The following is a 17,889-nucleotide window of genomic DNA, read 5'->3' on the forward strand; positions in this document are numbered from 1 at the left end:
GGCTAGGAGCCGATCACCAAGGATCGGGCGATGTCCCGGTAGCGGTCCGCGATCGCGTCCATCGACAGGCGTCCGGACGGGTCGAACCATTGGCAGACCCCGTTGATCAGATCCATCAGTGCGAGGGTCGTGATCTCGACATCGCTTGTCTCGGCGCCCGGGCCCCGGATGTCGGCCACCGTGTCGCGAACGGCACGTTGGTAGGTGGCCTGCATGCCCACGATGGTGTCCAACTGGTCGGGAGAGAGTGCGCCGCGGTTTCCCCGAATGCTCAGCAGTTCAGTACTCCGTGCACTGCTGATATGTAGATGAAGTGTGATTGCTTCGTCAAGGCGATCTTGCGGCGCACGCGTCGAGTCGGTCAGGACAGGGAGTATTGCGTCGTTGAATTCGCGCATGAATTGCAGGGATATGGCGAACAGTAGATCCTGTTTATTTCGATAGTGGTGGTACATCGTCGACGACGAAATTCCGACGGCGTCGGCAATTTCGCGGATCGCGGTCATTCCGTAACCACGGTGGTGAAACAACCGCGCTGCTTCGACTCTGATCTGCTCGGCCACGTCCACGCCGGCCTCGAGTCCGAGGTTTCTCGCCATTTTCACCTCCGACGTGAACAGTGATCCGGTTCCGGGTACATCCTCGAAAAATGTAGCAGGGGACCGACGCCCGGAACCGGTCGGCGGCTCAGCGGACGGCGGATTGTCCGTTTCGGATCTCGGACGGCACGACGATCTCCCGCTTGAGGATCTTTCCCGTCGCACCCTTCGGCAGTGCCTCGACGAGGACTACGTGACGTGGGTACTTGTAGGCGGCGACGCGCTCCTTGGCGAAATCGGCAAGTTCGTCGGCTGTCGCGGTACGGCCAGGCTTGAGTGCCACGACAGCGCACACCTCCTCGCCGAGTCTTGCGTCGGGAACACCGATTACAGCGACCTCGGCTACATCCGGGTGCTCGTACAGAACTTCCTCGATCTCCCGGGGATACACGTTGTATCCTCCGCGGATCACGAGATCCTTCTTCCGGTCGACGATGAAGTAGTACCCATCGGTGTCGCGTCGGGCCAGATCACCGGTGCGGAACCAGCCGTCGGGAATCGCCGCGGTGGTCGCGGACGGGTTTCTCCAGTATCCCTTCATCACGTTGTGGCCGCGGACGACGATCTCTCCGACCTCCCCGGCATCGACGTCGTGCCCGGCGTCGTCGACCAGTCGCATCTCGACGCCGACTACCGGCAGTCCGATCGAGCCTGCCTTGCGTTCGCGGTCAGGGAGATTGAACGAGACGATCGGGCTGGTTTCGGAAAGTCCGTATCCCTCCAGCACCGTGCAACCGAATGCTTCCTCGAAGTTGCGCATCACCTCGACCGGCATCGCAGATCCGCCGGAGACGCAGAGTCGAAGGTTAGAGACGTCGAAAGCTTGTGCATCGGGGTGGTTTAACAGTGCGTTGTACATCGTCGGGACGCCTTCGAACACGGTGACCCGGTCGCGCTCCAGCACCTCGAGCACAACAGCGGGGTCGAAGCGAGGAACCAAAGTGAGCAAAGCCCCGACCTTGATTACTGTGTTCAGTGCAAAGGTTTGGCCGAAGACGTGGAAGAGCGGAAGCGCACCGAGCACTACGTCCTGGGACGAGAGTTCGAGCAAAGTCGATGCCACGACGTCGCAGTTGGCAGCAAGGTTCGCGTGGGTCAGCTCGGCACCCTTGGGTTTGCCTGTGGTGCCGGAGGTGTAAAGGATGACAGCCGTATCGTTGTCGTCGCGTTCCACGTACTCGTGCGCCGGCACGGTCTGCGCCAGGAGTTCGTCAAACCCGTTGGCCGTCACGGTGATCGGATCGGTTCCGGCCGCGGCGGCGCTGACCCGGGCAGTGTCCGCGACGTCCTCCCCGGCGAAGAGAACCTTGGTGCCCGAGTCGGTGAGATGGTAGGTCAGTTCACGCTCCTTCAGGAGCGGGTTGAGCGGGACCACGATGCAGCCGGCTCGGAGGACGCCGTAATAGCAGATCGCGAAGGACGGCACGTTCGGCAGACAGATCCCGACGACATCGCCCGGCCCGATTCCACGATCCCGGAGCAACCCGGCGATCCGTGCGGTGGCGTCGTCGACAGCTGCGTAATCCAACGTCGTCTCGCCCAGTCTCAGGGCGGGAGCGTTGGGGGTATTCGCGGCACTGGCCGCGAGATTGAGTGCGAGGTTTCCCATAATTCTCTCCTGTGGCCGCACGGGCGTGGACGTGCCTCACGTGCGGTGACGATTCGTGGGTCCTGAAACTTGGGGCACAGTCGATTGTTGGTTAAATCGACTGTGCCCCAAGCAATTTTCAGATGTGTCAGGTGCTGGGGATGATGCTGGCGCCGAGTCGCCAGATGGTGTCCAACAGGTACTGACGTGAGGGTGTGACCTCGCGGCTCATGGCCTCGGCCATGAGCTCACGGAACGCTCCGAGGAATGCGGCAGAGACGAGGCGTGCATCGACCGCGGGATCAACCTCGCCGTTGCGCTGTGCGTACGCGACGTTGCGTGCGGCCATGTCGATCTGGGCGGCGAGGCGTTCTGCATCCGCTTGAGCGGCTGACGGTTCGCGCATTCGCCGACCCATGACGATCTGTGCGAGCCCGTCCTCGAACAGGAAATCTATCTCGCGGGACAGGCGTAAGCGTTCACGCTCGGTCCAGCCGAGTTCCGGCGATACAGGGACCGCGAAGACGGCGTCGTCGTAGGAGTCGTAGAAGCCGTGGACAACGGCGGCGACCAGGCCGTCCTTTGCGCCGAAATACCGGTAGAGCAACCCGGGAGATGTCTCGGCGCGTGCCGCGACCTTTGCAACCTCCAGGGTCCCTCCCGTTTCCAGAAGTTCCGCGCGGGCGGCCGCGATGAGCCTCAATCGGGTGGCGTCACCGCGGGCCGTCAGCGTGTGGGGGGTGTTTTTGTCAGACGTGGATGACATTGTTCGGGTTCGGCTGCTCGTCGGCCGGCGCAGCGCTGTAGTCACCGAACGGTGTATCCCGCTCCGCGACAACCGCTGCGACGCCCTGTTGTTCGGCGATGGTGATGAACTTCTTCGCTTCGGGGGTGTTGCGCATGAGGCCGTCGAGAATCGGGCCGAGCATCTGGGTGCTCGCGAGCCCCTGGTTCTCGTAGGCCTGATTGACGATCAGCTTCATGGCCGAAAGCTGGGAAACGGGAATGCTCGCCAGCTGGGCGGCCATCTTGGCTACCTCAGCTTCGAGATCCTCGAACGGAACAGCCTTGTTGATCAGGCCGATACGTTCCGCCTCGACGCCAGACACTGCTTTGCCAGTCAGTGCGTACTCCTTCGCTTTGGCCATCCCGAGCCGGTAGATCCACATGCCGGAGAGGTGGCAACCCCACATGCGAGCATACGGCGTACCGATTCGAGCGTCCTCGGAGGCAATGACGATGTCGGCGCCGAGGGCCATTTCGCTGCCACCGCCGACGCACCAGCCATGGATCTGAGCAATAACCGGCTTCGGGCTGCGCCAGATACTCATGAACTTCTGCGTCGGGGATTCTGATGGAGCGGTCGCCATCACAAAATCCTTGCCCGCGTCCCACTCTCCGTCGGTGTTCATCTGATCTTCCCAGTGCTTGAAACCGCCACTGAAATCGTATCCGGCACAGAAGGATCGGCCGGCGCCACGGACGACGACGACCTTGACCTGTGCGTCGCGGTTCGCCTTGGTCATGGCGTCCTGGAATTCATCGGGCATCGGAGGAACGATGGTGTTCAGGCGCTCGGGGCGATTGAACGTGATCGTGGCAACCGGACCGGCGACCGAATACAGCAGAGTCTCGTACATTTTCGACCTTTCGTTGATGAACTGAATTCACTTTAGCTTCAAAATGAGGCGCTTGTCTACCGTTTCCGGTGAATTCGTTTCCGGCCTCGCCGACCGGGATGAGGTGTGTCGGGTGCCGCATTGACGTAGCTGTAGTGACGTGGGTAACTTGTTGCCTATTCGAGCGGCCGATCATTTGATCGACCCAATGGCATTGTGCACAAACATCATCCAGCAAGTAGATATCGATAGGGAGGCTCGTCCGTCATGGAGTCAACATCAGTCAGTCCCGCAACAGCCCCCGGTCCCGGGACCAAGGTCATCGTCACCGGCGCGGCCGGAGGGATCGGCGCCGCACTGATCGGAGCCCTGGCGGCGCTCGGCTGTGAGGTCGCCGGAATCGACCGGCCGGGAACGGCGCTGCCGGAAGGACTCGGGTCGATCCCGCTCTTCGAGGCCGACCTCGCCGACGAGGCTGCAGCGGCGGAGGCAGTGAAACGAGCAGTGTCCCAGCTCGGGGGACTGGACTGCCTGATTGGCGCCGCAGCCAGCGTCGCGACCCTGCATCGCGCAAAGTCGTTCTCTCCCAGTATCTTCCGTCAGGACATCGAGTCGAATCTGTTGTCCCAGTTCTGGACCGTGCAGGCCGCCTATGCCGCGCTGGCCGAGAGTGATCAGGCGAATCTGGTCCTGTTCTCTTCGACGGGGGCTTTGGACGGTCTTCCCGGGCAGGTGTCATACGGGGCTGCCAAGGCGGGAGTGCTCGGGTTGGTCCGCACGCTTGCGGCCGAATGGGCAGATTCAGGTATCCGGGTCAATGCAATTGTCCCCGGACTGGTCGCGACCCCCAAGGTTCTCTCGATGCCGGCAGAGACGCGGGATCGGGTGCTGCGCAACGTTGCGATGAAACGACTGGTCGAGGTGAACGAGGTAGTGGCGTCGGTGTTGTTCCTGATGTCGTCCGGCGCCGGCGCCATCACCGGCCAGTCGTTGCGAGTTGACGGGGGCGCGGGAATCAACACCCAGGGCCTCTACCGCTGATCCGTCGTTCCCCGTCGTCAATCGTGAAAGGAGCTGTCGCAATGACGAATTGCGATCAAGCAGGAGCTGCAACGTTGATGAGAGGCGTTGCAGACCCGGCCTTCGCTGCGGTGGCAGAGGAGTTCGATCGGAATTTCGCCGAGCGAGGTGAAGTGGGAGCGTCCCTGCATGTGCTCGTCGACGGCAGGCCGGTCGTGGACCTGTGGGGTGGTGTCGCCGATCCCGAGACGGGGCGAGTGTGGGAACAGGACACGGTCAGTGTCGTATTCTCGGCCACCAAAGCTGCAGTCGCACTGTGTGTCCACCGACTCCTGGCATCCGGTGACCTCCACGAGGACATGTCGGTGGCACAGGTGTGGCCTGAGTTTGCCGCGAATGGCAAGGGCGACATAACCATCGGAATGTTGCTCAATCATTCCGCCGGGATTCCGGTGCTCAGTGAGCCGCTCGGATCCGGGATGCTCGAGGATTGGGAGTTCATGGCCGACCGGATCGCGGACCAGGCGCCGTTCTGGCTGCCAGGCGAGCAGCACGGCTACCACCCGGTGACCTTCGGTTTTGTACTCGGTGAAGTCGTGCGCCGGGTCGCCGGTTCCACGATCGGCACGTTCTTTGCATCAGAGATCGCGGGTCCGCAAGGGCTCGACTTCTGGATCGGACTACCGCCGGAAATCGAACCGCGTGTCGCTCCGATCGTGAAGGGGATCGCCGGTGAGGTCGCCCCGACACCGTTCCTCGATGCCGCACTCCACCAACGTGGTTCGATCCCGAACCTCTTTGTGTTCAACTCGGGAAACTGGGCTCGTGCGGGGGTGAACACCCGTGCCGGCCGGGCGGCGGAAATTCCCGCGGCAAACGGCGTCACCAATGGAAAGGGCCTCGCCAAGATGTACGCGAACGCCCTTCGGGACCCCGCCGTTCGGTGCCTCGCCGAACCCAAGTCGTCTTCGGCGAAAGAGATGCACATGTCCGACGGATTCGACGCAACACTGTTGATGCGGACCAGATTCCGCGGCGGATTCATGCTGTCGATGGACAACACTGCGCAACTTGGCGCCGGCCAGAGCATGCGGATCGGTAGCAATGCCTTCGGCCACTGTGGATCCGGTGGCTCGATCGGGTTTGCAGACCCCGCACTCGGCCTCAGCGTCGGCTACACCATGAACAAGCAGGGCCCGGGAACGCTGCTCAACGAGCGCGGGCAGGCCCTCGTAGATGCCATCTATCGCTCGCTCGGACAGTCTGTCCCGACGCCGGCGCCACTAGAGTCGCAATTTGAACAGGATCGACTATGACTTCTGAAAGCACACAAGGTAATTCGACACGGACTGACGTGCTCATCCTCGGCGCCGGATTCTCCGGCCTCGCGGCGGCCGCGACGATCTCCCGCGCGGGCGGACTCGACTATCTGATCCTCGAACAGGGCGACGACGTTGGTGGCACCTGGCGCGAGAACACCTACCCCGGGTGCGCGTGCGATATCCCGTCACCGCTCTACTCGTTCTCCTTCCGGCAGAACCCGGGCTGGCGGTATCTCTTCGCGCCGCAGCAGGAGATCCTGGAGTACCTCCGTGACACGAGCGCCGAGCTTCGGATCACCGAGCGTATTCGTTTCGGCGCCAAAGTTATCGGTGCAGTCTGGGACGAGCAAGACGGTACCTGGACGGTCGAGACGGCGGACGGCTCGGTGTACCGAGCGCGATTCCTGGTCTCCGCAATGGGACTACTTCACCACGCTTCCTACCCGAAGCTGCCCGGCCTCGAAAACTTTCAGGGCCCGGTCTTCCATTCCGCGCACTGGGATCACTCGTGCGATCTCGAGGGTAAGAAGGTGGCCGTCGTCGGCACCGGGGCGAGTGCGATCCAGTTCGTTCCCGCAATCGTCGACCAAACCGCAACGCTCACGCTCTTCCAGCGGACCGCCCCGTGGATCGCCCCCAAGTTCAACCGCGCGTTCAGCGAGGAAGAACGAGAAGAGATGCGCCGCAACCCGATCAAGCGATGGAACCGACGCGCTCGTCTGTTCTGGATTCACGAGAAGCGTGCCAAGGGATTCGTTTCCGATACCTCGAAGATGGGGCCCACCAAGGCGTTGGCGTCGGGTAACCTCGCGAAGCAGATCAGTGACCCCGAGCTGAGGGCAAAACTTACCCCGGACTACGAGATCGGTTGCAAGCGACTGTTGATCTCCAGCGACTACTACCCGGCACTCGCCAAGCCGCACGTCGACGTCGTCACCGCCGGCGTCGGAGAGGTTCGCGCGCAGTCCGTAATCGACACGGATGGAACCGAATACGATGCCGATGTCATCATTTTCGGAACCGGCTTCGATGCGCAGAACAGCCTCAGCCGGGTCCCGATTCGCGGACGCGACGGCGTCGCACTCGGTTCGCAGTGGGCGTCGGGCCCCGAGGCGTATCTGGGGACGACGGTGGCAGGATTCCCCAACCTGTTCCTGCTGTGCGGCCCGAATACGGGCCTCGGGCACAACTCGCAGGTTTTCATGATCGAGGCCCAGGCCAGGTACATGAGGCGGTGCCTGCGATACGCCGGTCGCCGAGGCGTGATCGAGGTGCGTCAGGATGCCCAGGACCGCTTCAACCAGTTTCTGCAAGGGAGGCTCTCGTCGACCGTGTGGCAGGCCGGCGGCTGTAAGAGTTGGTACCAGGATCCCGTCACCGGGCGTAACACGCTCTTGTGGCCGAAGTCGACGTTGTCGTACTGGCTGCGCACTCGCTTCCTTCGGCGGACCGATTACCTCCGGAGCGTGACCACCACAACTACTCAGCAGTCGGTGACTGCCGGCTAGTGCACTGTTCGTTTTTTGTTCGATCCGACCCAAGCGCGCCCCGGCCGCACCTTTAATGAAAGGTTCTGCAATGTCGACGATTCCCGAACTACTACACCGCAACGCCGAGCAGTACGGAGACATGCCAGCGCTGTCCCACGACGGACGCATCCTGACTTGGAGCGAGACCCGGACCCGTATCGCCCAGATCGCGCTCGGACTGTCCCGGCTGGGAGTGAGCAAGGGTGATCGCGTCGCGATCATGATGTCCAGTCGCCCCGAACACTGGTTGACGGACCAGGCGCTCGTGCATCTCGGTGCGCTTCCGGCGACGGTGTACGGCACGATGCCGTCCTCCCAGATTGCGTACGTCGCCAACCACAGCGGGGCCAAGGTAGCCGTACTTGAAGGTGCCGGTGAAGTCGAACGCTGGCTGCCGGTTCTCGACCAGTTGCCCGCGCTCGAGCGTGTCGTCGTATTCGATCCCGAGGCCTGTGTGGCCGACGACGAACGCTTCGTGAAGTGGTCGGACGTCGTAACGGACGAGACGGACCTCGACACGTTCGAGGCCGGTTGGCGGGAGATCACCGCGGACGATCCGGTGACACTGATTTACACCTCCGGCACCACCGGCATCCCCAAAGGCGTGCTGCTCACTCACCGCAACGTAATCGCCAACGCCGAGGCTTGGGATGCCGGGGCGCCAATACCCCAGCATTTCCGCAGCGTCTGCTATCTGCCGTTGGCGCACATTGCCGAACGTATGATCTCGGTCTACATGGCCATCCACAAGGCTGGCTACTTGACGTTCTGTCCCGACCCGAGCCAGTTGGTCGGCGTACTCCTCCAGACACGCCCGACCAGCGTCTTCGGCGTCCCCAGAATCTGGGAGAAACTTGCCGCAGCACTGCGTGCTCGACCGGGGTCATCGCTCGCTGACGTCGGCCTCGACCAGGTCACCTGGGCATGCAGCGCCGCCGCGCCGCTGCCGGTGGACGTACAGGAATACTTCCGGGAGCAGGGAATCGCGATCATCGAAGCCTGGGGGATGACCGAAACCACCGGCGTCGCCACATCGACGACCGAGACCGACTTCCGCTTCGGCTCGGTCGGCAGCCCGATCCGGGGCACCGAAATCAAGCTGCTCGAAGACGGCGAACTTCTGGTGCGTGGTCCGATCGTGGCGTCGGGATACCTCCAGGACGACGGATCCGTTCTCCCCGTCACCGACGATGAGGGCTGGATGCACTCGGGTGATATCGGACGGATCGATGAGGACGGACACCTCTACATCATCGATCGCAAGAAAGACCTGATCATCACGTCGGGCGGAAAGAACATTGCCCCGGCCGCGCTCGAGGCGCTGCTGACCAAGCATCCCTTGGTCGGTCAGTCGTTGGCCTACGGTGATCGTCGGCCCTACGTTGTCGCCCTGATCGTGCTCGACCTGGATGCGACGACGGCGTGGGCGGCTTCGCAGGGAATCGTCGTCGCCACGCCATCAGAGCTGGCTTCGCATCCGGGCGTAGTCGCGGAGATCGACCGCGCGGTGGAGATCGCCAACCAGGATCTCGCTCGGGTGGAACAGATCAAGCGCTACCGGGTGCTTCCGACGGAGTGGACTCCGGAAGGCGGCGAAATGACCGCGAGTTTGAAGATCATGAGGCGCGTCGTCCATGAGAAGTACGGCGACGTGTTCGACGCTCTGTACGCGTAGTGAGGTGGCCCCGGGGATGTACCCCGGGGCCGATTCAGATGAACTCGCTGCAGTTGTCGGTATCTCAAATTCCGGAGGCGTGAACCTCGTACTCCCCGGTGGCGCAGCCGGTCAACAGTTGGCCGCCGGGAACCGGAGTGATCTCGAGATTGTCGATGCCGAACGTGTCGGTACTCGACCCTCCGGTGCCGATGGGGCTGGGGAACCAGACCTCGAGTCGGCAACTGCCGTCGCCGGCGGTGCCAGTCAGGTCCAGCCGGTCACCCTCGGCTTCGAGGTGCGTGATCCGGCCCGGCGCAAGTCTCGGGTAGGCGCGCGTGAGTTGTTCCAGCAGTGCCGTTTTGCGCGGAGCATCTTCGCCGGTACTGCAGAGGATGGGCATGAGTCCGTCGCCCAGTTCCTGGATGCCGTTTTGGGGATCGCCGCAGGACTGCTTCCAGACCCAGTACGCGCCACCCTGAATATGGGCGTCCTGCGCCTTCGTGAAGCGAGCCGCCTGGTCGACAAGATCGTCACCCCAGAACCCCCACTCGCCGCTCCAATACGGGACGCCGTACATCCGTGCCACTCGCTCGGCGAGGGTGAAGCCACGCTCGATGCTCACGATGGTCGGCAGGCCCAAAGATGCGTCCATCGTGATCGACTCGGCGTACAGGTGAGGCGAAAAGACGATGTTGCGATCATCGGTGAATCCGGGGGGCGGGCCGCTGTCGAAGCCGAGGCCGGACCACAGGATGCTCGGCTCGAAGTAGACGATCTGCTCGGCGCCCGCATCGCGGATTGCGTCGATGGTCCGGTCGTAGAACTGGCCGAGCAGCAATGACGAAGTGAGCGGGGCACTTTCGCCGAAGTTCGGCTCGTTGAACAAGTCGTAACCGGCGACGGCGGGTTCATCCTTGAACTTGCCGGCCAGCATGGACCACGCATTCACCAGCTGATCCTGGACGCCGTCGGTGTTGTAGAAGAAGTTGTTGAACGCGCGGCCACCCGCCGGCGAGATGTCGCGGCCGGTGAACTGGCAGCGCGGCGCACCATCGGTGATGGTGGCCCACTCGGGAGCGCCGTCGTAGCCCCACATCGGCGAGGTGCCGGGCCGGCAGCTGACGTCGTCGGGAGAGGGTGCCGCTGACCAACCGTCCTGATGCATGTCCAGCACCGTGTACAGGCCGTGTGCCTTGGCTTGCGCGACGGCGGTCCGGATTTCTTCGAGGTACGCCTCGTCGTAATGACCGCGCTGCGGTTCGAGGGAGGACCACGACAGCGCAAGGCGGACGACGTTGAATCCGTCTGCTGCGATGCCGGCGAAGTCTTCTTCGGTCAGCGGCACCGTCGACGGGACCTCGGGGCGGGGCGCGTAGAAGTCGACGAGTTGGTTCACGTTCACACCGCGCAACAGGACCTGGCGGTCTGCCGTATCGGTGATCGTGTCGCCCGAGACGCGAAGGGGGAGTAGAGCACCAGTCTCGGCGGCAGCGATCGCTTCAGTAGTGACGGGTGGTGCAGGTTCGGTATCCGCAGACGCGAGGAATGGCACCGCAACGACGACGGCGGCCATGACAAGCGCGCCGGCTCCCACCAATTCTGCCCGCCGAGCCCGGGAGGCTTCCGTGGCAGGCTGCGCCGAACGACGCTGCGCCCACACTGCCGCGAGTCCGACGATCCAGCCGACGCAGGCTCCGTAGGAAATACCGTCCGCGAGCCGGATGTACGTAGCCATCAGCGGCCAGAGATCGCCGGCGAAGCTGTCGTCGGTGATCAGGCCGACCAGTGAGGCAGCCAGTGCGAGCACCGCGCCGGCTCCCATCGCCGCGAACCACCCGGAGAGGAATGTTGCAGCGGTACCGCCGCTCACCCGCCGGCCGAGAAATCGTTGGCAGGCGATTGCGCCGAGGACCAGCACAACAACCCCGCCGACTGCGGCGACAAATCCGTTGAGCACATTGGGTGCCGGCATCCACCGGTCGTACGGAGCGCCCACCCACCACTGCCCGGCAAGGAAAGGTGCGAGGGCGCCGAAAGCCAAGGCCCCGAACCGAACTGACGGAGCTGTGGCGAGAATGTCGGGTAGTTCTCGTCGGCGTCCGGCTACCGTCACGACGCCCGCCACGATCAACGCGGCTGGAATCGCCTTGGCGAGGGCGAATCCGCTGCCCCACGCCGCTGCCCCGAGATTTCCGGTTGCCACCAGCGACATGGCGAACTTGGCCAGCAGCACTGCCAGCATGACGCTGGACGTGGTGGCCGCGAACAACCATCGGGATGCCGCGATCGAGCGAACCGACCACCAGGTGACTCCGAGCAGCACCGGCAGGTAGACGACGAAGGGTGCGATCTGCCACGGCGCGTTGATCGGCCAGAGATGAGCGCCCGTCCACCCGAGCAAGCTCAACAAACCGCTGGGATCTGCGGCCGCTTGGATTATGACCAAGAGGGCCAATACGGCGGTGGCGAGCCACGCCAGGCGATGTGGGGACACTGGTACTTCCGTTCACTGAGGGGTGATTGCCGAGCCTATAGGGCTGATGGCCTGCGGATACCCCGAACTATACGATTGTCCAGTTTGAGAAACATCGGTGATGCCCACTCACCGGGCATCAGAAAGCCCCTGACGTCGCGTGGTGGCGTCGTCAGGGGCTTCTAGGTTTGACGCGCTAGGCGTCGGCCAACAATTGCTCGAGCCGGTGCTTGCAGAACGCGGTGATGTCCATGTGCTCACCGAGTTGCAGGTGAGTGGACAGGCGCAGCAGGGGCAGTGAGAGTTGCACTGCCGCCAGCACCTCGTTGAAATGCAGGTTTTGGACCTTCCATCCCGTCAGCTCCTCGTATCGAGCGACGGTTTCCTCCCGGGTTGGGGTGCCGGGAAGGGCCGGGTGTCCCTCGAACTCGCTGCATGCCCAGTCCAGGAATACCAGCCAGGCTAGGTCGGCCTCGTGGTCGCCCAGGTATGCCATCTCCCAGTCGAGCACTCCGGAGACCTCGAGATCCTGGTTGTAGAGGATGTTCGACATGCGTGCGTCGCCCCAGACAAGAGTCACGTGCTCCGGCTCGTAGATATTGTCCTTGAGCCAGGCCAGGGCCTTCGTGAAGATGGGCGGGAGGTCCGGCGCCGCCCACGGCAGCGCCGCGTCGAAGTAGTTCACGGCCTGTTCGACGGGAGTAGTACCGAACTTGGGGTACGCGAGAAATCCGAGTTGAAGTTCGGCTGGGTCCAGGCGGTGAATCTGCGCGATGGTTTCGACGCACTCCCACCACATCTTCGCCCGGCCGGCTTCATCGGCCTCGAAGTAGTTTCCGGCGGTGTGGTACGACGGAAAGTCGCTGGGGGCCTCGGCATTTGCGATGCGATCCATCACGTAGTACGGGGTGCCGAGCGGGTTGTCGCCTTCCTCGATCCAACGCATGTGGGGGACTGTGAGGTCGGTCGGTTCGAGGCGTTGCGCCACCAGGAACTGGCGGCGAAGGTCGTAATCGGGGAACAGGGAAACTTCGGGCGGGCGTCGGAAGACGAATCCCGACGACTCGTAGGTGGAGCCTTCGAGATCGAACAGGTATGTCTCCGTGGAGAATCCGCGTTCGGTGCGCTTGAAGTTGACAATCTTCGCGTCCTGAGCGCCCGGGATGCGTTCCCGGACAATGGGTTCGAGGGCGGCCGCGAGTTCCTCGGGGCGATACGATCAGCCATTGTTCTGACCGGTTCGGTTATTGCTCCAGTCGGTGTAACCGTAGCGAGGGTTGACGCCCATGAAGACCATCTCGACCAGACCGTATCCGACCTTGTCGCCCATCTTGACCTCACAGAGCGTCTCGGACAGCATGCTGACCTGGCTGATCTCGTTCAGGTCGGAGAGGTCGACGTCGAAGCTGTCGCTGAAGTCCTTGCCGCGGTACATGCCTGACGCGTAGCCCTTGTACTCGTCGTAGCCTGCGAGTCCCGGCCAGAAGTCACATACGGGCTTGACCTCGATGACGTCCGTGGAGCGGTCAGCGCGGTGCACGGTGAACGTGCCGGACTTGACGACGCGGAGGTCGTCGCGGAAGTCCAGGTCGTGCTCGACGTCGATGATCGGTAGCGGGTCCTTGCCGGAATCGATCGGGAAGAGCACCTCGCCCTCGAACTGCCAGCGCTCACCGGTGTGGGTCTCGCGCTGCGCGAAGTGCACCACTTCGTCGTCGAACTGGAAGATGCCCATGTAGTAGAGGACGCCGGCGGGTACCTCGGAGGGCTGCATGTTCCCGCCCTCGGTCAGGCTGCCGCCGCCGCCGCCGTGGCGCACGCCCCACGAGTGGTCGCGGCCGAACCACCAGTTGTCGGGGTCGATTTCGATGCGCTCGCCGTCGATCTCGATCCAGCCGGTGATGGTGCCGTTCTGGTAGAACCGGCGCGCGTCCTCGCGGACCCGTCCGCGGCTGCGGTGGAAGGCCGCGGTCTGCTCATAGACCGGGAAGTCGCCGGTGAAGTCGAGTTGCAGGCTGAGGCCGTGTTCGTTGGCTTCGACGGTGGAGCTCACCTTGCGCAGAGGCTCGACGATTTCGTAGGTGTACGGCCCGACGCTGAACGCGTTCAGGGCTCCGGTCTGCGGGTTCAGTTCGGTAGACAGGCGGACGACGCGAGCCTGCTCGCCCTTGCGGGTGACCATCGCATAGGCGTCGAGGACGTTGCGGTTCGGGTATTTGGCGATGCCGGTCATGATGCTGATCTCGCCGGTTTTGTCGAAGCCGTACATCACGATGCGCTCGGTCCAGCGTAGGTCGCTCTGCGAGACGTGGTCGAGCGTGGTGGGGAGTTGGTGAATGAGCAATTCGTCGTGCGGAGTGATCACTGCCGGACCTTTCGATAAGTGAACGGGTGAAGTCGATGAACTGAAGCTAATCTATTACGGAGCACACCGCAACGTAATGGTTTCGGTGAAATTCGTCAGGTAGTGTCCGCGAATGTGGATGAACGCAGAGATCGTCGTAGTGGCACCGCTGGAGTAGGGCGACCCCGTGACCCGCAGGTAGACCTGGCAATTCTCGCTGCTACCCGGGAATTACTGGCTGAGGACGGCTATCAGAAGACCACCATCACCGCGATCGCGCGACGGGCGAACCTGGGTACCGCTGCGATCTACCGACGGTGGGCAACCCGGGAATCGATCATCGAAGACGCGGTTTTCGGTATGCAGGACTCCGCATTGCCGGTCACTACCTCGAACCTGCGCGACGATCTGGTCACCTGGACGCGATGGTTTCTCACGCAGGTTGCAGAACCCGCGACCCGTGCCGCTATCCCGGGTTTGCTCTCTGCCTATCACCACGAGGACGGGGCCTACGAAAGGCTGGTTCATCGGTCCGAGGATCCGGCCCGACATGCGTTGGCCGATCGTGTGCGCAGCGAGTTCCCCGAGCGTTCCGATGCGGACATCGTTGCCGGCGCCGATGTTGCCTTCGACTTCCTGGTCGCTGCCACCATCATGCGCGGGCTTACCAGTGGTCTCGCCGGCGCCGATGCGTTCTGCACCCGTACCGCCGGCTCGTTGCTTCTACTGATTACGGAGACTCGCGCTGAGCCCCACGGGAATTGACGGGTTCCGGCCGATCCGAGCCAGTGAGTAGTGTGACGAAATTGCGGAATGCGGCAGGCATGTCCACCTCGTCCGGTGCGAGTAGCCATTGGATCTGTACGCCGTCGATGACCGCGATCAGTAATGGCGCAGCCTGTTCGGGGGTGAGTCCGCCCGGCAGTTGGTCGCCGAACTCCATGCGCAGCAATACGGCCATGCCCGCCCGTAGGGAGGCGTAGCGCTCGGTAAAGAACTCACGCGCGGGGTGCTGTCCGGTCGCGCTCTCAGCGGCAAGTGCAGTGAATGTCTGGACCATCCCGGGCCGTTCGGCGTTGAACTCCACGACCTGTTCAAGGTGGGATAGTCGCACATCCGTCGTGTTCGCGAGAAGTGCGGCGGTATCCCATTGGTCGCGCGCTTCGAGCACGCCGATCAGCAGATGCTCTTTGCTGGGGAAATAGTGCAGCACACCCGGCTGAGTCAGGCCGACGCGCTCGGCCACCGCGGCGATGGTGGTCGAGCGATATCCACGCTCCGCGATCTCGGCCATCGTCGCGTCGAGAATGGCCTCGCGTCGGGCCTCGGCCTTTGCCGCGCGGCCGCCCTTTTGTCGCTCAGTCATGACGTGAGCCTAGCGACGAGAGCGCTGGTCGGGCGCGGCGCCCCGTCAGGATCGGGTATGTCTCGGAGTCCATCAGGGACCGTTCTGGGAGAGTACGGCGGCCATCAGCCCGGCCTCTTGGCTCTGGGTCGCCATGATGTCGCGAGCTGCCTGCTTGACCGGGCCATGGGTGAGCAGAGCGTCGGCGGCTAGAGCCATCTCGACGCCGCCGAGGTGATGGCGGTACATCAGCTGGAGGAACAGCACTTCTGCGTCGTGTCCGCGGGCGGCAGCGAGGCCGTCGAGTTCCGTCATGGTCGCCATTCCGGGCATGAGTTCGGTCGGCGAGTCAGATGGGCGGGAGGAAGGTGAATGCTTATGCGCAGCAGTGGTATCTGCCAACATCCAGGACATGGGCTGCCGGTTGGTGGGTGGTGCTTCGGCGAGGCGAAGCCAGCCGAGGAACGTGCCGATCTCCACGGACTGGGCATCGCGAATCTGTCGGGCCAGTGCGGCGATACCGGGGTCGACGTCCGGATCGAGGCGCTGCGCGATCTGTACGGCTTGCTGGTGGTGGGCCGCCATGTCTTGGATGAAACCGATCTCGGTGGCGTTCAGTACCGGGTCGGCGACGGGTGGGTTCACCGGCGCGAGCAACGGGCGCAGGGCTGCCCCGATCGCCAGCAGCAGCACTGCCAGCGACGTGAAGGCAATCGCGCGCACAACGGCGGATCGTGTCATGACCCGATGGTCGACTGCTGGTTCGCGGGCGGGCTGTACACGTCATTGTCGAGATGCAGAGCCAGGAAACCGTTGTCGGAGCACGTAACCCACAGTTCGTTGCCATGCCATGCCGGCGGTGAGAAGCACCAGTCGGTGGACAGGTCGCCGCCGGCGAGCATGCCGGTGCGCGGCGACATCGCTTGGGCGGGATCAAACTCCCCGCGACTGTTGGCCGCAAGCGCCGACGGAAGTGCGAGCGCCGGGAACCCGATGATCGATGCCAACGCGTGCGGCGAGTTCCATCGCTCGACGTTGCGGCCCGTCATTGCGGGCGGATTGAAGTAGGCGATCTCCCGTACGTCGAATGGATCCCGCACATCGAAGACCCGGATGCCCGAGGATTCCCAGCCGCAGGCGAGTGCCGTCGGATCCACCGGCCGGTCCGCAGTGCAGTAGTGGGCGTCGTAGGCAAACGCCGATCCGCCAGAGGCAGAAGCAATCTGGCTGTCGATATTCTCGGGAAGGTTGATTGCCAGCTTGATGCCACCGACAATCTCAGGGTTGGCATCATCGGCGACGTCGATCAACTTCACCCCGCCTGACCCGGCCTCGTCGACGGTGAACAGGTAGGGGTGCCCGTCGTAGGTCACCGGGATGCTGTGCTGGGTTGCTATTCCGTCGGTCCACGTCATCTGAGCCAACACGGGCAGTTGAGGATTCGGGTCGCGTCGCTGTACAGCGCTGGTGTCGAGGACTCTGAGGCCGCCGGCGTTGTCCGACAGATACATCCGATTGCCGTCGGGGCTGAAGCCGAAGCCATGTGATGACGGGCCGGACATGCCCTGCCAGATCACCCGAGGGTTGGTGGGATCGTCGAGGTCGACTGCGCTGACCAGTCCCGGGGCTACACCTGACGACCAGTAGGTACGGCCGTCAGGGGAGAACCCGCCCTCGTGGGACGTGATGGGCAACGGCATTTGCAGGTTGGTTCCCGCTCCCGGGTTGAGCAGCCGGGGATGTGCACAGTCGGAGATGTCGTAGACCGAGAGCAAACCGGACCCGGTGAGTGCCGGAACTCCCGTGCCTACCAGTAGCTTTCGTCCGGAGTGGACCTTGAGGCTTTCCCAGGTACCGGCGAGCATGGCCGGTTCGGTCAGGTTCACCGTCGGAACCGGGTTGGCAGGATCGGAGACGTCGAGGACTTGCACGCCGGGCGCCGGCCCGAGAAGGTTGCCCGGGAAGATTGTGCCCAGGTAAGCGCAGTGGTCGAAGGCCGCGGAGACGATGCCGGCGCCGCGGCCGGCGAATCCTCCGATGCGAGAGATGTTGCAGCTGTAACCCTCGGTGCTGCGTCCGCTGTCCCGGTCGGCGGCGGGGACGTCGCCCTGCAGCCCCGACTCGGGCCTCGAGCCCGGTCCACAGTCAGCCGGCGCGGCCACGCTCCGGCTGACATCGTGCGACTCGATCACCGCCCCCGAGGTGTCGGTTCGGGGGTCGGCTGAACTGACGACGGGCAGTATCAGTGCCACGGTGGCCGCGACGGCGAAAACGCGAACAATGTTCAAGGACTTCATGTTTGAGTCTCCCGCGAAGCGGACACCATGGCCCGGATGAAGTTGTACCGATACGTCGGATCTATGCGGTCTTCGCGTACGTGGACGCTTCAGCGC

The 17,889-nt window shown here is 63.4% G+C and carries 15 protein-coding genes; 5 read left to right on the forward strand and 10 right to left on the reverse strand.

The genetic code is table 11. From position 1 onward, the window contains the following. Window positions 1-2 precede the first annotated feature (2 nt). The 4 genes from BDB13_RS15010 to BDB13_RS15025 form a co-directional block, all read right to left on the reverse strand. Window positions 3-599 carry a TetR/AcrR family transcriptional regulator gene (locus BDB13_RS15010; RefSeq protein WP_094272336.1) on the reverse strand — a complete coding sequence of 199 codons (597 nt, stop codon included), beginning with the start codon at window positions 597-599 and terminating at the stop codon, window positions 3-5. 88 nt (window positions 600-687) lie between these two features. Further along, window positions 688-2,208 (reverse strand): long-chain-fatty-acid--CoA ligase, encoded by a 1,521-nt coding sequence (locus BDB13_RS15015; RefSeq protein WP_094272337.1) that lies wholly within the window; start codon window positions 2,206-2,208, stop codon window positions 688-690. Window positions 2,209-2,335: 127 nt separating this feature from the next. Next, window positions 2,336-2,953: a TetR/AcrR family transcriptional regulator gene (locus BDB13_RS15020; RefSeq protein ID WP_094272338.1), complete on the reverse strand. Its 618-nt coding sequence runs from the start codon at window positions 2,951-2,953 to the stop codon at window positions 2,336-2,338. Beyond that, a complete protein-coding gene (locus BDB13_RS15025) occupies window positions 2,937-3,827 on the reverse strand; it encodes a crotonase/enoyl-CoA hydratase family protein (RefSeq protein WP_094272339.1) in 891 nt (296 codons plus the stop codon). Before BDB13_RS15025 ends, BDB13_RS15020 begins: the two co-directional genes overlap by 17 nt. A gap of 246 nt (window positions 3,828-4,073) precedes the next feature. Here BDB13_RS15025 and BDB13_RS15030 point away from each other — a divergent pair, with 246 nt between their 5' ends. The 4 genes from BDB13_RS15030 to BDB13_RS15045 all read left to right on the forward strand — a co-directional run bounded on the left by BDB13_RS15030 (window position 4,074) and on the right by BDB13_RS15045 (window position 9,352). Next, window positions 4,074-4,847: an SDR family NAD(P)-dependent oxidoreductase gene (locus tag BDB13_RS15030; protein WP_094272340.1), complete on the forward strand. Its 774-nt coding sequence runs from the start codon at window positions 4,074-4,076 to the stop codon at window positions 4,845-4,847. Window positions 4,848-4,924: 77 nt separating this feature from the next. Further along, window positions 4,925-6,142 (forward strand): serine hydrolase domain-containing protein, encoded by a 1,218-nt coding sequence (locus tag BDB13_RS15035; protein WP_176459584.1) that lies wholly within the window; start codon window positions 4,925-4,927, stop codon window positions 6,140-6,142. Beyond that, on the forward strand, window positions 6,139-7,656 hold the full coding sequence (locus tag BDB13_RS15040) for a flavin-containing monooxygenase (protein ID WP_094272342.1): 1,518 nt from the start codon (window positions 6,139-6,141) through the stop codon (window positions 7,654-7,656). Before BDB13_RS15035 ends, BDB13_RS15040 begins: the two co-directional genes overlap by 4 nt. A gap of 70 nt (window positions 7,657-7,726) precedes the next feature. Further along, on the forward strand, window positions 7,727-9,352 hold the full coding sequence (locus BDB13_RS15045; protein ID WP_217902125.1) for an AMP-dependent synthetase/ligase: 1,626 nt from the start codon (window positions 7,727-7,729) through the stop codon (window positions 9,350-9,352). Window positions 9,353-9,416: 64 nt separating this feature from the next. On the opposite strand, the gene BDB13_RS15050 is transcribed toward BDB13_RS15045, so the two are convergent. The 3 genes from BDB13_RS15050 to BDB13_RS15060 form a co-directional block, all read right to left on the reverse strand. Then, on the reverse strand, window positions 9,417-11,828 hold the full coding sequence (locus tag BDB13_RS15050) for a glycoside hydrolase family 5 protein (RefSeq protein WP_094272344.1): 2,412 nt from the start codon (window positions 11,826-11,828) through the stop codon (window positions 9,417-9,419). A gap of 175 nt (window positions 11,829-12,003) precedes the next feature. Then, window positions 12,004-12,987: a phosphotransferase family protein gene (locus BDB13_RS15055; protein ID WP_094272345.1), complete on the reverse strand. Its 984-nt coding sequence runs from the start codon at window positions 12,985-12,987 to the stop codon at window positions 12,004-12,006. A gap of 39 nt (window positions 12,988-13,026) precedes the next feature. Continuing rightward, on the reverse strand, window positions 13,027-14,172 hold the full coding sequence (locus BDB13_RS15060; RefSeq protein ID WP_094272346.1) for a hypothetical protein: 1,146 nt from the start codon (window positions 14,170-14,172) through the stop codon (window positions 13,027-13,029). Window positions 14,173-14,286: 114 nt separating this feature from the next. On the opposite strand from BDB13_RS15060, the gene BDB13_RS15065 reads away from it, so the two are divergent. Continuing rightward, complete coding sequence (locus BDB13_RS15065) at window positions 14,287-14,916, forward strand: TetR/AcrR family transcriptional regulator (RefSeq protein WP_254922823.1); 630 nt, start codon at window positions 14,287-14,289, stop codon at window positions 14,914-14,916. Here the strand turns inward: BDB13_RS15065 and BDB13_RS15070 are convergent. The 3 genes from BDB13_RS15070 to BDB13_RS15080 form a co-directional block, all read right to left on the reverse strand. Then, the gene (locus BDB13_RS15070; protein ID WP_094272348.1) at window positions 14,882-15,517 is read right to left on the reverse strand and encodes a TetR/AcrR family transcriptional regulator; all 636 of its coding nucleotides are present in this window, start codon (window positions 15,515-15,517) and stop codon (window positions 14,882-14,884) included. The genes BDB13_RS15065 and BDB13_RS15070 overlap by 35 nt on opposite strands. A gap of 72 nt (window positions 15,518-15,589) precedes the next feature. Next, a complete protein-coding gene (locus BDB13_RS15075; protein WP_094272349.1) occupies window positions 15,590-16,237 on the reverse strand; it encodes a DUF305 domain-containing protein in 648 nt (215 codons plus the stop codon). Continuing rightward, on the reverse strand, window positions 16,234-17,793 hold the full coding sequence (locus BDB13_RS15080; protein ID WP_094272350.1) for an LVIVD repeat-containing protein: 1,560 nt from the start codon (window positions 17,791-17,793) through the stop codon (window positions 16,234-16,236). Before BDB13_RS15080 ends, BDB13_RS15075 begins: the two co-directional genes overlap by 4 nt. Between the last annotated feature and the right edge of the window lie 96 nt (window positions 17,794-17,889).

Origin of the sequence: Rhodococcus sp. OK302 (assembly GCF_002245895.1) — a bacterium.
Classification (GTDB): Bacteria; Actinomycetota; Actinomycetes; order Mycobacteriales; family Mycobacteriaceae; genus Rhodococcus_F.